Source organism: Nocardioides faecalis (assembly GCF_018388425.1).
In the GTDB taxonomy this organism is placed as follows: Bacteria; Actinomycetota; Actinomycetes; order Propionibacteriales; family Nocardioidaceae; genus Nocardioides; species Nocardioides faecalis.
This window is the reverse complement of record NZ_CP074406.1, coordinates 2,915,466-2,928,860: the sequence shown is the minus strand read 5'-3', so window position 1 is coordinate 2,928,860 and position 13,395 is coordinate 2,915,466. Positions and strand designations below refer to the sequence as shown.

Genomic DNA, 13,395 nt, shown 5'->3' with positions numbered 1-13,395 from the left:
TGGCTGTACCCGGAACAGGCAGCTCGATACCTATGCCCCCGGTCACCCCGATCGCGTCCGGCTGTGGGCGCCCCTCCCCGCCCCTCGGGGCGTGCGAGGCTTCAGGAGTGCCGAACTGTCCCACCGCTGCGACGGACCGCCCGAGGAGGCGGCATGGCTGAGCGTTGGCGCTCGGGCATGGTGCTGGTGCTCAGCGCCGTGCTCCTCGTGCTCGTCGTGTGGGTCGGGCCCGGTGACGAGCTCGCGGCCCTGCGCAGGGTGATCGGCATCGGTGGCGACCGGCTCGGCACGCCGGCCGACGTCGAGCCCGGCGGCGTGCACTCCTTCCTGCAGACGCAGCCCGGCCGGCCTGACGAACCCGTGGCGTGGGACCCCTGCCGGCCGGTGCGGTACGAGATCAATCCCGACGGCGGGCCGGGCGATGCCGAGGAGAGCGAGGACTTCGTGGCCGAGGGGCTCGAGGCCGTGGCGCAGTTCACCGGCCTGAGGTTCGAGTACGTCGGGCGTACCGACCGCCGGCCGGAGTGGGCCCGCGAGTTCGTGCCGATCGGCCGGCGCGAGCCGGTCCTGATCTCGTGGGCCACCGCCGAGGAGGTCGCCGAGCTCGACGGCGACGTCGCCGGCATCGGGGGAGCGGTCGCGGTCAGCGCCCCCGCCGGGGACTGGCTGCGCTACGTCACCGGCGGCGTCACCTTGGACGCCGACACGTTCGACGACCTCGACGACGAGCGCGACGGCGACGCCTATGCCCGCGCCATCCTGCTGCACGAGCTCGGCCACCTGGTCGGGCTCGGCCACGTCGACTCCCCGGCCGAGCTGATGTACGACGACAACCTCGGCCGGCTCGACTTCGGCACCGGCGACCTCAACGGACTCGTCCGTCTCGGCGGGGGCCGCTGCGCCTGAGCCGCCCTCGGCGCCCGGGGGGCCCGCACGGCGTCCGGTCCGGCCCCTGGGCACGCGCGCCCGGACCCTGGGCAGACGCGCGTACCGGCGGTATGTTGCGCAGTGTGACCAGCATCAAGTCCGCTCCCGACACCGCGCCCACGTCCGACACGTTCGACTCCCTCGACCCGGCCACCGGCGAGGTCGTCGGCACCCACCCGGTCAACGACGCCGCGCACGTGCAGGCCGCGGTCGCCACCGCGCGCAAGGAGGCCGAGCGCTGGCGTGCCCTGGGTTTCGCCGGCCGCAAGAAGGAGCTGGACGCCTGGCGCCGGCTGATCGCCGGGCGGATGGAGGAGCTGGCGCGGGTGATGTCGGCGGAGACCGGCAAGCCGCACGGCGACGCGCTGATGGAGATCGCGCTGGCCGTGGACCACCTGGCGTGGGCGGCCGGGCACGCCGAGAAGGTGCTCAAGCGACGCAGCGTCAACCCCGGTCTGCTGATGGTCAACCAGGCTGCCAGCGTCGAGTACCGCCCGCTCGGCGTGGTCGGCGTCATCGGGCCCTGGAACTACCCCGCATTCACCCCGATGGGCTCCATCGCCTACGCCCTGGCCGCCGGGAACACGGTTGTGTTCAAGCCTTCCGAGCACACCCCCGGCGTCGGGGTCTGGCTCGCCGAGACGTTCGCGGAGGCGGTGGGTCGCCCGGTCTTCCAGGTCGTCACCGGCTTCGGCGAGACCGGCGCCGCGCTCACCTCCGCCGGGGTGGACAAGGTCGCGTTCACTGGATCGACGGCCACCGGCAAGCGCGTGATGGCCGCCTGCGCCGAGACGCTGACCCCCGTCGTCATCGAGGCCGGCGGCAAGGACGCGCTCCTCGTCGACGCGGACGCCGACGTCGCCGAGGCCGCGGACGCCGCCTTGTGGGGTGCGTGCTCCAACGCCGGCCAGACGTGCGCCGGCGTGGAGCGGGTCTACGTGCACGAGCAGGTCTACGACGCGTTCCTCGCCGAGCTCGTCGCCTCGGCCGAGAAGCTCAAGGCCGAGCCGGGCGGACAGGTCGGCCCGATCACGATGCCCTCGCAGGTCGACATCATCCGTCGCCACATCGATGACGCCCTGGCCCGCGGCGGCCGGGCGCTGGTCGGGGGGCCGGTGCCCGAGGGGGCGCGTTTCGTGCAGCCCACCGTGCTGGTCGACGTCCCCGAGGACTCCGCCGCCGTGCAGGAGGAGACCTTCGGCCCGACCGTCACGGTCGCCAAGGTGCGCAGCATGGACGAGGCGATCGAGCGCGCCAACGGCACCCGCTTCGCCCTCGGCTCGACCGTGTACTCCAAGGCACGCGGCATGGAGATCGCCGAGCAGCTGCGGGCGGGCATGACCGCGATCAACGGGGTCATCTCCTTCGCCGGGGTGCCCACGCTGCCGTTCGGCGGGGTCGGCGACTCCGGCTTCGGCCGCATCCACGGCCCCGACGGCCTGCGCGAGTTCACCTACCCGCACGCCATCGCCCGCCAGCGGTTCAAGCCCCCCATCGCGCTGACCACCTTCCGCCGCTCCACCAAGGAGGAGCAGACCCTGCTCAAGGTGGTCAAGGGCCTCTACGGCCGCGGGAAGTGACCCACCACCCCGAGTCGTGAGTTCCCGCCTCCCGAGTCGTGAGCTCTCGTCCGCCGAGTCGTGAGTTCCCGTCTCCCGAGTCGTGACCTCCCGGGGCGATCGGCCCGGGGCTCGCGAAGCCTGTCGTCGCGGCGGGGGAGCCTACGATGAAGCCATGGGTCTCGCCGTGCTCGACTGCGCCCACTTCGCCGCCGGTGAGTGCCGTTCCTGCACCTGGCTCGACCGCCCGTACGACGACCAGCTCGCCGAGAAGCAGGCCGCGACCCGGGCGCTGCTGAGCGCCGCCGGCGCCGCTGATGTCGACTGGGAGCCGCCGGTGCCCAGCCGGGGCACCGGGTTCCGCAACAAGGCGAAGATGGTCGTCGGCGGCACCGCCGCGGCTCCGAGGTTGGGCATCCTCGACGCTCGCGGCGAGGGCGTGGACCTGCGCGACTGCGTCCTGCACACGCCGGGGATCGTCGCGGCGCTGCCGGTGCTGGGCGAGCTGGTCCGGCGGGCCGACCTGACGCCCTACCGGGTAGCGGGTGATGAGCCGGTCGGGCTCCGCGGCGAGCTGAAGCACCTGCTGGTCACCGAGTCGCCGGACGGCGAGCTCATGGTCCGCCTCGTGCTGCGCTCGACCGCCACCGAGTCCCGCATCCGCAAGCACCTCGGCTGGTTGCACGCAGAGCTGCCGACGCTGCGGGTGCTGACCTTGAACATCCAGCCCGAGCACCGGGCCGTGCTCGAGGGGGAGCGCGAGATCGTGCTGACCGAGCACGACACGCTGCCGATGCGCCTGGGCGACCTCACCTTGCACCTGCGCCCGCGCAGCTTCTTCCAGACCAACACCGAGATGGCTGCCGCGCTCTACCGCACCGCCGCGCAGTGGACCGCCGGCCTCGCGGTGCCCCGGGTGCTCGACCTGTACTGCGGCGTCGGCGGGTTCGCCCTCCACCTGGCCGGCCCCGGCCGGTCCGTGCACGGCATCGAGATCAGTGCGGACGCGATCACCAGCGCCGAGCGCTCGGCCGCCGAGGCGGCGGCTGCCGGTGTGCTGGCGGGCCAGGTCACGTTCACCGCCGGCGACGCGACCGCGCCCGAGCACGCCGGGCTGCTCGGCACCGCCGACCTGGTCGTGGTGAACCCGCCGCGGCGCGGCCTGGGCCGGGCGCTGGCGCAACGGCTGGAGGAGGCGGGGCCTGGTTACGTGCTCTACTCCAGCTGCAACCCCGAGACCCTGGCCCGCGACCTGGCCGACCTGACGTCGTACCGTCCCGAGCGGGCGCGGGTCTTCGACATGTTCCCGCAGACTGCGCACGCCGAGGTGCTCGTGCTGCTGGCCCGCCGGCCCTAGCCGCCCACCGCGCGCGGTCGGCGGGCTCAGCGAATGGCGTAGGTCGCCAGCGAGACGCCGACGTAGTGCGCCGCGAACGCGGCGATGGTGAAGCCGTGGAAGATCTCGTGGAAGCCGAAGTAGCGCGGGGACGGGTCCGGCCACTGGAAGCCGTAGACCAGGCCGCCCACCGTGTAGAGCGCACCACCCACGCAGATGAGCGTGAAGATCGCCACGCCGATGCCCAGGCCCAGCGCCGTCGCGCCGGTGAAGAAGGCGGGGATGAAGAAGATCGCCGCCCAGCCGAGCGCGATGTAGATCGGGGCGGACAACCAGCGCGGCGCGCTGGGCCAGAAGAGCTTGAAGCCGATGCCGAGCAGGGCGCCGGTCCACACCACCGAGAGCATGATCGTCCGCGCGGAGCCCTCGAGCAGGATCAACGCGAACGGCGTGTAGGACCCGGCGATGAACAAGAAGATGTTCGAGTGGTCGAACCTGTTCAGCACCCGCCACACCTTCGGTGACCAGGTGCCGCGGTGGTAGAGCGCGGAGATCCCGAAGAGCAGCACCGCGGAGACGCTGTAGAGCGCCGCACCGGTCTTCGTGGTGGCGTCGGGGGAGATCGCGATGAGGAAGATGCCGGCGACCAGCACGATGGGGGTGGAGACGAGGTGGATCCAGCCGCGCAGCTTGGGCTTCATGTCGGCGATCGCGTCGGTGATGTGGTCACCGACTTCGTTCAGGCGGGCTCGTACCTTCTCACCGGTGTGCTGGACAGGGTGGTTCATGGCGTGAGGTTACCCGTGCAGCCACGACGCAACAGCGGCCCGGCGAACGTGATGTCACGCTCACCGGGCCGCTGCAGGTCGCCGTGCCCCGTCTTCGAGGCGTGGCGGGTCAGTGCGTGTGCGCGGGCACCGCGCCGTTCTCCGCCGGCTGCACGATGACGAACCCGGCACCGGAGAAGGCCACCTGGAACGCCTCGCCGGAGCCGCGCCCGATCAGCGCACCCGCCGTGACCGTGGAGCGGATCGAGGTCTGCAGCTGCACCGACCACGCCACCAGCGCCTGGGCGTCGGCGTACGTCGGCGCCTCTGTGGTGTTCAGCACCACCGGGTCGCCGGCCGTGGTGATCGCCACCCAGCCGGTGCCGCGCAGCGTGGTGTTGAACAGGCCGCCGGCCGCGATGCTGCCGCCCCGGACCCGCTCGACGTTCCACTCCAGGCCGGCCGAGAACGCCAGCACGTTGGCGCCGTTGACCGAGAGCCCGGCGTTGGTGAGTCGCAGGATGTGCACCTCCTGCGACTCGTTGGCCAAGAACACGTCGCCGCGGCCCTCGATGCGCATCAGCGAGAGGCCCTCGCCGGTGAACGCCTTCTTGAGGAACTTCGCCGCGCCGCCGCCCTGGTAGGCGAAGTCGACCTGACCCTGGTAGGCGACCATCGAGCCCTGACGCGCCATGAACGGCTCGGTGATCCGCACCCGCAGCATCCGCTTGTTCTGCAGCACCGCGCCCAGGCCGTCGGTCTCGGAGAACCGGCCGTCGATGAGGTCGCCGCTGATGCCGGCGAACCCGTTGCCGTACGCCTGCGGGCCCGGGGCCCCGACCGGCGGCTGTCCGACCGGCGGCTGTCCGGCAGGTGCCTGGCCGTAACCGCCCTGGCCGTAGCCCTGGCTCGGAGCCTGCCCGTACGACGAGGGGGCGGCCGCCTGAGCCTGCACCTGCCCACCGACAGGGGAGTCGCCAGGCGAGCCGACGTGCGAGCCCGCCGGGGCGTCGGATCGCGGCGCGATCTCGGTGACGGCCTCGCTCGACGGGGTGGCGGCCTCCCCGGCCGGCTCCGCGTCGGTGCTGCCGGTCTCGCTGTGGCCCGCCTCCGCGGAGCCGAGCCAGTCGTCGTCGAGGCCGGCCTCGGCGGACCCGTCGGAACCGGTGGACCCGTCGGAACCGGTGGACTCCGCGGCATCGGACGCAGCTGCGGACTCCTCCGGCAGGTGGAGCGGGGCGGTCGACTGCACCCCTTGGTCGGACACGTGCTCGGTCCACTGGTTGCCGTCCCAGTAGCGGAGCTCGTGCCGGCCGGTCGGGTCCGGATGCCAGGCGGCGACTGCACTCATCGGGTTTCGTCCCTCTCTCGAATTCCTCGGCGCAGGCACGGCGTGCCGCCCCGGTCACACCCATCGTGTCAGTCCTCTCGGCACCTGTGGGAGAGGCTGGCCGGATGACCGGGAGCGGGGTGCAGGTGCCCTACGATCGGAGGGTGGCTGATTGGAAGCGTGGCCTGCGCAAGGTGCTCTACCCGGCCTACGAGGCTCGGATGCTGCGGCGCATGCCCGACAACCTGCCGAAGCACATCGGCGTGATGCTCGACGGCAACCGGCGCTGGGCGCGTGCGGTCGGCCGCGACACCGCCCACGGGCACCGGGCCGGCGCCGCCAACATCGAGCCGCTGCTGACCTGGTGCGACGAGGTGGGCATCGAGGTCGTCACCCTCTGGCTGCTCTCGACCGACAACCTGAACCGCCCCGCGAACGAGCTCGAGCCGCTGCTGGAGATCATCACCGAGGCCGTCGCCTCGCTGGCCGAGCAGCGCCGCTGGCGGCTGCACCCGGTGGGCGCCCTCGACCTGCTCCCGGACGACACCGCCGAGCAGCTGAAGCGGGCCGCGGAGTCCACCGCCGACGTCGAGGGCATGACGGTGAACATCGCCGTCGCCTACGGCGGTCGCCGCGAGATCGCGGACGCGGTGCGCTCCCTGCTCAACGAGCACGCCGACAAGGGCACCTCGCTGGCCGAGCTGGCCCAGCAGCTCGACATCGAGCACATCGAGGAGCACCTCTACACCAAGGGCCAGCCGGACCCCGACCTGGTGATCCGTACCTCCGGTGAGCAGCGGCTCGGCGGCTTCCTGCTGTGGCAGAGCGCGAAGTCGGAGTTCTACTTCTGCGAGGCCTACTGGCCCGACTTCCGCCGCGTGGACTTCTTGCGCGCTATCCGCGCCTACGCGCTGCGCGACCGCCGCTACGGCGCCTGACGCCCCTGGTCCTGGCGACGCCCTCGGCACACCCGGCTGGAGCGCGGCTCGGGCTCGGCCGGGATCACAGCCCGGCCGATGCCAGGCGTGCGGCGAGGCGAAGTTAGGCTCCCCTTCGTGACCACCTCGGAGAAGCCCGCGAAGCCGGCGAAGCCGCTCACGGAGCTGACGGTCCTCGCGCGGCACCGGGTGAGCCCCTCCATGGTGCGCCTGGACCTGGGTGGTGACCTGTCCGCGTTCGCCGGCAGCGCCTTCACCGACCGCTACGTCAAGCTCGTCTTCCCCGAGGCCGGCCAGGACGCGGCGTCGGCACTGGCCGCCGGTGCCCGGCCGACGCTGCGCACCTACACCGCGCTCGACCCGGACGTCGCCGCCGGGACGCTGTCCATCGACTTCGTGGTGCATGGCGACGAGGGCGTCGCCGGTACGTGGGCCGCGAAGGCCCAGCCCGGCGACACCATCACCGTGCGCGGCCCGGGGGGTGCCTACGCCCCCGACCCGGACGCCGACTGGCACCTGTTCGCCGGGGACGAGGCCGCGATCCCCGCGATCCGGCAGTCGCTGGCCGACCTGGCCGCGAAGGCGCCGTACGCCCGCGGCCACGTGGTCGTGCAGGTGGACGGCCCCGCGCACGAGCAGGACCTGCCGGCGCCCGAGGGCGTCGAGGTCACCTGGCTGCACCGCACCGCACCGACCCACCCGGACCTGGCCACCGCGGTCCGGGCGCTGCCCTGGCCCGAAGGCCGGGTGCACGCGTTCGTGCACGGCGAGGGCGAGGCCGTGATGAAGGGCGTGCGCCCCTACCTGCTCCGTGAGCGCGCCGTGCCCAGGGACGACGTCTCCATCTCGGCGTACTGGCGCCGAGGCCGCACCGAGGAGGCCTTCCGGGAGTGGAAGGCCGAGCTCGCCCGCACCGAGACCCAGGAGGTCCCCACATGAGCCCCACCCGTCTGTTCCGCATCGTCGCCACCGCCGAGGCGTTCAGCTGGGCCGGGTTGATCCTCGGCCTGGTGCTGAAGTACGGCACCGAGACCACCGACGTGGCGGTCCGCGTGTTCGGCCCGATCCACGGCGCGGTGTTCCTCGCCTACTGCGTCACCGTGGTCGTGGTGTGGGTCGACCGCCGCTGGTCGTTCGGGCGCGCCGCGCTCGCGCTCGTCGCCGCCGTGCCTCCGTTCGCGACGGTGCCGCTGGAGTGGTACGCCGCGCGCCGCGGCTGGCTCGGCGACACCTGGCGGTTGCCCGCCGGTGCGGGCACGGGCCTGGCCGACCGGGCCGTGTCCTGGGTGCTCCTCAAGCCGCTGCGCGGGCTGGCCGTCGCCGCGGTCGCGGTCGCCGTGCTCTTCGGCGTCGCGCTGCTGATCGGTCCGCCGACCTCCTGAGCCCCTCACGGGCCGTCGACTCGTCGGCGCCCGTCGCTAGGCTGGAGGAACCACCCCCGGGCCGGCATCGGCCGGGGGCCCGTTGTGTTGTCTTGCAGGGAAGTGGACCGCAGTGCATCTCGCCGGCCTCGCCGACACCGTCCTCACCGACCCGGCCCTGGCCGCCGCCCTCGCGGAGGCGGAGGGCGGGGCGCAGGTCACCGGGGAGCTCACCGGCCCCGAGGCGCTGCGACCGTTCCTCGCCGCCGGCCTGGCCCGTTCCGGGCGCCCGGTGCTGGTGGTCACCGCCACCACGCGCGAGGCGGAGCTGCTGGTCGCCGAGATCGGTGACCTGCTCGACCCGGACCGGGTCGCCTACTACCCGAGCTGGGAGACGCTGCCGCACGAGCGGCTGAGCCCGCGCAGCGACACCGTCGGTCGCCGGCTCGCGGTGCTGCGCCGGCTGTGCCACCCGGGGAAGGACGCCTCGACCGGGCCGGTCCAGGTCGTCGTGGCCCCGGTGCGCTCGATCCTGCAGCCGCAGGTCAAGGGGCTCGGCGACCTCACGCCGGTCGAGCTGGAGGTCGGCGCCACCGCGGAGCTCGACGACGTCGTCGCCGGCCTCCTCGGTGCGGCCTACTCCCGCGTGGACCTGGTCGAGAAGCGCGGCGAGTTCGCGGTGCGCGGCGGCATCGTCGACGTCTTCCCGCCCACCGAGGAGCACCCGCTGCGGGTGGAGTTCTTCGGCGACGAGGTGGAGGAGATCCGCTCGTTCGCCGTGGCCGACCAGCGCACCATCGCGACCGTGTCGCGGCTGTGGGCGCCGCCGTGCCGGGAGCTGCTGCTCACCGACGAGGTCCGTGCCCGCGCCGTGGAGCTCGGCCGCGAGCACCCCGCGCTGCTGGAGATCACCGACAAGATCGCCCAGGGCATCGCGGTGGAGGGCATGGAGGCGCTGATCCCGGCGCTGGTCGACGAGCTCGAGCTGCTCGTCGACCTGATGCCCGCCGACACTCGCGTGCTGGTGCTGGATCCCGAGCGGGCCCGCTCCCGGGCCCACGACCTGGTCGCCACCAGCGAGGAGTTCCTGGCTGCCTCGTGGGCCACCGCCGCGACCGGCGGCCAGGCACCGGTCGACCTGCAGGCGGCGTCGTACCGCTCGCTGGGGGAGGTGCGCGAGCACGCCCGCGCGCTGGGTCAGGGCTGGTGGACGTACAGCCCGTTCGGCCTCGACAGCGACGTCGACCCGGACGCCCCCGACGGCGACGACGAGGAGCGGCGCAGCTCCGTCCAGCCCGCCCCGACCTACCGCGGCGACGTGCAGCGCGCCTTCGAGGACATCGCCCGCTGGCACGGCGAGGGCTGGCGGGTGCTGCTGGTGCACGCCGGGCACGGTCCGGCCAAGCGGATGATCGAGGCGCTCGGCGAGCGCGACGTCCCGGCCCGGCTGGTGGAGCAGATCACACCCGGCACCGAGCTGGACCCGGCCGTGGTCTCGGTGACCTGCGGGGCGCTCGGACACGGCTTCGTCGACGAGCGGCAACAGCTGGTGCTGCTCACCGGCGAGGACATCGTCGGCGCGAAGGCCGCGACCCGGGACAAGGGCGCGATGCCGGTGCGCCGCAAGCGTCAGATCGACCCGCTCGAGCTCAAGGCCGGCGACTACGTCGTGCACGAGCAGCACGGCGTCGGCCGGTTCGTGGAGATGAAGCAGCGCGAGGTGCAGGGCGCCCGGCGCGAGTACCTGGTGCTCGAGTACGGCCCGTCCAAGCGCGGCGGCCCGCCGGACCGGCTCTACGTGCCCGCCGACACCCTCGACCAGGTCACCCGCTACGTCGGTGGCGAGCAGCCCAACCTGGACCGGCTCGGCGGCGGCGACTGGACCAAGCGCAAGAACAAGGCGCGCAAGGCGGTCAAGGAGATCGCCGCCGAGCTGATCAAGCTCTACGCCGCCCGCCAGGCCACCAAGGGCCACGCCTTCGGCCCGGACACGCCCTGGCAGCGCGAGCTCGAGGACGCCTTCCCGTTCCACGAGACGCCCGACCAGCTGACCACCGTGGACGAGGTCAAGCGCGACATGGAGCGGACCGTCCCGATGGATCGCCTGGTCTGCGGCGACGTCGGCTACGGCAAGACCGAGATCGCGGTGCGGGCAGCGTTCAAGGCCGTCCAGGACGGCAAGCAGGTGGCCGTGCTGGTCCCGACCACGCTGCTGGTCAACCAGCACCTGGGCACCTTCGCCGAGCGGATGAGCGGCTTCCCGGTGGTGCTCAAGCCGCTGAGCCGCTTCCAGACCGACAAGGAGGCCGCGGAGACGATCGCCGGGCTCGGCGACGGCTCGGTCGACATCGTCGTGGGCACCCACCGGCTGTTCAACGCCGACACGAAGTTCAGGGACCTGGGCCTGATCATCGTGGACGAGGAGCAGCGCTTCGGCGTGGAGCACAAGGAGGCCATGAAGCGGCTGCGCACCTCCGTCGACGTGCTCTCGATGAGCGCCACCCCGATCCCGCGGACCCTGGAGATGGCGGTCACCGGGATCCGGGAGATGTCGACGATCACCACGCCGCCGGAGGAGCGGCACCCGGTGCTGACCTACGTCGGCGGCTACGAGGACCGCCAGGTCGTCGCCGCCGTACGACGCGAGCTGCTGCGCGACGGCCAGGTCTTCTACATCCACAACCGGGTCAGCTCGATCGAGAAGGCCGCCGCCAAGCTCCGCGAGCTGGTGCCCGAGGCCCGGGTCGCCACCGCGCACGGCCAGATGAGCGAGCAGCAGCTCGAGCGGGTGATGCTCGACTTCTGGGAGAAGCGCTTCGACGTGCTGGTCTGCACCACGATCGTGGAGTCCGGCATCGACGTGTCCAACGCGAACACGATGATCATCGAGCGCGCCGACACCCTCGGCCTCTCCCAGCTGCACCAGCTGCGCGGCCGGGTCGGCCGCTCCCGCGAGCGTGCCTACGCCTACTTCCTCTACCCGACCGAGAAGCCGCTGACCGAGACCGCGCACGAGCGGCTCGCCACGCTGGCCCAGCACTCCGACCTGGGCGGTGGCATGGCGATCGCCATGAAGGACCTCGAGATCCGCGGCGCGGGCAACCTGCTCGGCGGGGAGCAGTCCGGCCACATCGCCGACGTCGGCTTCGACCTCTACGTGCGCCTGGTCGGGGAGGCCGTGCGCGACTTCCGCAGCGACGGCGGCGCACCGGAGCAGCTCGACGAGGTCCGCATCGAGCTCCCGGTCGAGGCGCACCTGCCGCACGACTACGTGCCGAGCGAGCGGCTGCGCCTGGAGATGTACCGCCGCCTCGCGGAGGTCCGCACCGACGCCGACGTCGACGAGATCATCGCCGAGCTCGAGGACCGCTACGGCGAGCCGCCCGAGGCCGTCACCGCCCTGCTGCTGGTCGCCCGGTTCCGGGCGCGGTGCCGGCAGGCCGGGCTGCGCGAGGTCACCACGGTCGGCAAGAACGTCCGGTTCGCCCCGGTCACCCTGCCGGAGTCGCGCACGATCCGGTTGCAGCGGCTCTACCCGAAGTCGATCGTCAAGGCGCAGACCGAGTCCGTCCTGGTGCCCCGACCGGGCACGCCGGGTCGGCTCGGCACCCCGCTGGAGGGCGTCGCGCTGCTGCAGTGGGCGCGTCAGGTGATCGACGCCGTCATCGACCCGAAGGACTGAGCCGGCAGGCCCGCCGTCCTGCTTAGATGGGGCCGAGCCGCCCGCGGCGGCGAGAGATCCCACGACCCACCAGGAGTGAGTGTGCCTCGTCAGCGGAACCTCGGTGCCCTCTCGGCGCTGGCCTGCCTCGCGCTCGTCGCGAGCGGCTGTGACCTCTCCGACGGCGCCCGGCCGGGCCTGGCTGCGGAGGTCGCCGGCGAGCAGCTGGAGCTGAGCACCGTCGACGCCGCCGTGCAGGACTACTGCGCGGTGCTCGCCGAGGAGCCCCGGGCGGAGCCGGTGCCGACGGCCTCCCTCCGCTCCGGGTTCGCGCTGGCCTGGCTCCAAGCGGTCGCGGTCGAGAACCTCGCCGCCCAGTACGACGTCCCGCTGCCGCCGGACACCGTCGACGGCGCCGTCGTCCGCGCCACCTGGGGCCTCGACGGACAGCTCACCGACGAGAACCGCGACACCTTCGAGTGGCTGACGTGGATCGAGCTGCGGCTGGACCAGCCGGTGCAGGCCCTCGGCACGGTGCTGCTGGACCCGGACGGTGTCGCGGAGGTGCCTGCCCCGCAGGCCTTCGACCGCGGCATCGCCGAGGTGCGGGCCTGGCTGGACGAGAACGCCCCGGTCGTGAACCCCGTCTTCGGTGAGTACGACGACGCCACCGGGCGCTTCGACGTCGACCTGCTCTCGGTGCCGGTCAGCGACGAGGCGGGCGCGATCGCTGAGCCCAGCGAGCTCACCGCGGCGCAGGTCGCGGCACTGCCCGCGGACCAGCGCTGCGGCCCGGCGCCGGTGCCCCCGGCGTGAGCGCGACGCGCCCCGAGGACGGCCCCGACCACGAGACCGCGGCCGGCCCCGAGGTCGATGACACCGCGGCCGCGGCCCAGGCGGTCGTCGAGCTCCTGGCGGTGATGCGCCGGCTGCGTGCCGAGTGCCCGTGGAAGCAGGAGCAGACCCACCGCTCCCTGGCGCGCTACCTGCTGGAGGAGACCTACGAGACCCTCGACGCCATCGACGAGGGCGCGGCGTCCGGCGACCACGCCCACCTGGGTGAGGAGCTCGGCGATGTGTTGCTCCAGGTCGTCTTCCACGCGGTGATCGCCGAGGAGCGGGACGACTTCGACCTGGCGGACGTCGCGCGAGGCATCACCGCGAAGATGCGGCGGCGCAACCCGCACGTCTTCGCGGACCCCGCGACGGCCGAGGCCCGCGACGTGCCCCTGGACGCCGCCGCCGTCGACGAGCTGTGGCAGCAGGCCAAGGCGGCCGAGCGGAACGCGGCGGACGACGATCCCGCTGCCGGCCTGCCCCCAGGGCTGCCGGCCCTGCTCTACGCCGACAAGCTCCTGTCCCGCCTCGAGTGGGCCGGGCGCTCCGTCGACGTCGACCCGGCTGGCGACCTCGGCGAGCGGATGCTGGGCCTGGTCGTCGAGGCCCGCGCGGCCGGGATCGATGCGGAGCAGGCGCTGCGCGACGCGGTGCGCGCCCGGTTCTGAGGCGGTCTCCA

The 13,395-nt window shown here is 73.0% G+C and carries 11 protein-coding genes; 9 read left to right on the top strand and 2 right to left on the bottom strand.

Features of this window, described 5'->3' with window-relative positions; all coding sequences use genetic code 11:
• Positions 1-153: 153 nt before the first annotated feature.
• The 3 genes from KG111_RS13705 (at position 154) to KG111_RS13695 (ending at position 3,843) form a co-directional block, all read left to right on the top strand.
• Positions 154-906, top strand: coding sequence for a matrixin family metalloprotease (locus KG111_RS13705; protein ID WP_205290857.1), 753 nt, complete (start codon positions 154-156; stop codon positions 904-906).
• A 104-nt stretch (positions 907-1,010) separates the two neighbouring features.
• Positions 1,011-2,507 carry an aldehyde dehydrogenase family protein gene (locus KG111_RS13700; RefSeq protein ID WP_205290856.1) on the top strand — a complete coding sequence of 499 codons (1,497 nt, stop codon included), beginning with the start codon at positions 1,011-1,013 and terminating at the stop codon, positions 2,505-2,507.
• Between the two features lie 154 nt (positions 2,508-2,661).
• A complete protein-coding gene (locus KG111_RS13695; RefSeq protein WP_205290855.1) occupies positions 2,662-3,843 on the top strand; it encodes a methyltransferase domain-containing protein in 1,182 nt (393 codons plus the stop codon).
• Between the two features lie 26 nt (positions 3,844-3,869).
• Here KG111_RS13695 and trhA read toward each other — a convergent pair whose 3' ends face one another.
• Positions 3,870-4,610, bottom strand: a complete 741-nt coding sequence (trhA, locus tag KG111_RS13690; protein WP_205290854.1) for a PAQR family membrane homeostasis protein TrhA — start codon at positions 4,608-4,610, stop codon at positions 3,870-3,872.
• A gap of 109 nt (positions 4,611-4,719) precedes the next feature.
• Positions 4,720-5,940, bottom strand: a complete 1,221-nt coding sequence (locus tag KG111_RS18345; RefSeq protein WP_240195535.1) for an AIM24 family protein — start codon at positions 5,938-5,940, stop codon at positions 4,720-4,722.
• A 143-nt stretch (positions 5,941-6,083) separates the two neighbouring features.
• Between KG111_RS18345 and KG111_RS13675 the strand changes: the two genes are divergently transcribed.
• The 6 genes from KG111_RS13675 to KG111_RS13650 all read left to right on the top strand — a co-directional run bounded on the left by KG111_RS13675 (position 6,084) and on the right by KG111_RS13650 (position 13,384).
• The gene (locus tag KG111_RS13675; protein ID WP_283770559.1) at positions 6,084-6,857 is read left to right on the top strand and encodes an isoprenyl transferase; all 774 of its coding nucleotides are present in this window, start codon (positions 6,084-6,086) and stop codon (positions 6,855-6,857) included.
• 117 nt (positions 6,858-6,974) lie between these two features.
• The gene (locus tag KG111_RS13670; RefSeq protein WP_249666141.1) at positions 6,975-7,796 is read left to right on the top strand and encodes a siderophore-interacting protein; all 822 of its coding nucleotides are present in this window, start codon (positions 6,975-6,977) and stop codon (positions 7,794-7,796) included.
• Positions 7,793-8,239, top strand: a complete 447-nt coding sequence (locus tag KG111_RS13665; RefSeq protein ID WP_205290845.1) for a DUF3817 domain-containing protein — start codon at positions 7,793-7,795, stop codon at positions 8,237-8,239. The genes KG111_RS13670 and KG111_RS13665 overlap by 4 nt, the downstream gene beginning before the upstream one ends.
• Before the next feature lie 112 nt (positions 8,240-8,351).
• Entirely contained in the window at positions 8,352-11,900 is a 3,549-nt protein-coding gene (gene mfd / locus KG111_RS13660; protein ID WP_205290843.1) for a transcription-repair coupling factor, read from the top strand.
• Between the two features lie 81 nt (positions 11,901-11,981).
• Positions 11,982-12,695, top strand: coding sequence for a hypothetical protein (locus tag KG111_RS13655; RefSeq protein WP_205290841.1), 714 nt, complete (start codon positions 11,982-11,984; stop codon positions 12,693-12,695).
• Positions 12,692-13,384, top strand: a complete 693-nt coding sequence (locus KG111_RS13650) for a MazG nucleotide pyrophosphohydrolase domain-containing protein (RefSeq protein WP_249666140.1) — start codon at positions 12,692-12,694, stop codon at positions 13,382-13,384. The genes KG111_RS13655 and KG111_RS13650 overlap by 4 nt, the downstream gene beginning before the upstream one ends.
• Positions 13,385-13,395 lie beyond the last annotated feature (11 nt).

Coding starts and splice junctions, on each gene's coding strand:
- KG111_RS13695 (WP_205290855.1), top strand. CDS start 2,662: ATGGGTCTCGCCGTGCTCGACTGCGCCCACTTCGCCGCCGGTGAGTGC.
- KG111_RS13705 (WP_205290857.1), top strand. CDS start 154: ATGGCTGAGCGTTGGCGCTCGGGCATGGTGCTGGTGCTCAGCGCCGTG.
- KG111_RS13665 (WP_205290845.1), top strand. CDS start 7,793: ATGAGCCCCACCCGTCTGTTCCGCATCGTCGCCACCGCCGAGGCGTTC.
- KG111_RS18345 (WP_240195535.1), bottom strand. CDS start 5,940: ATGAGTGCAGTCGCCGCCTGGCATCCGGACCCGACCGGCCGGCACGAG.
- trhA (WP_205290854.1), bottom strand. CDS start 4,610: ATGAACCACCCTGTCCAGCACACCGGTGAGAAGGTACGAGCCCGCCTG.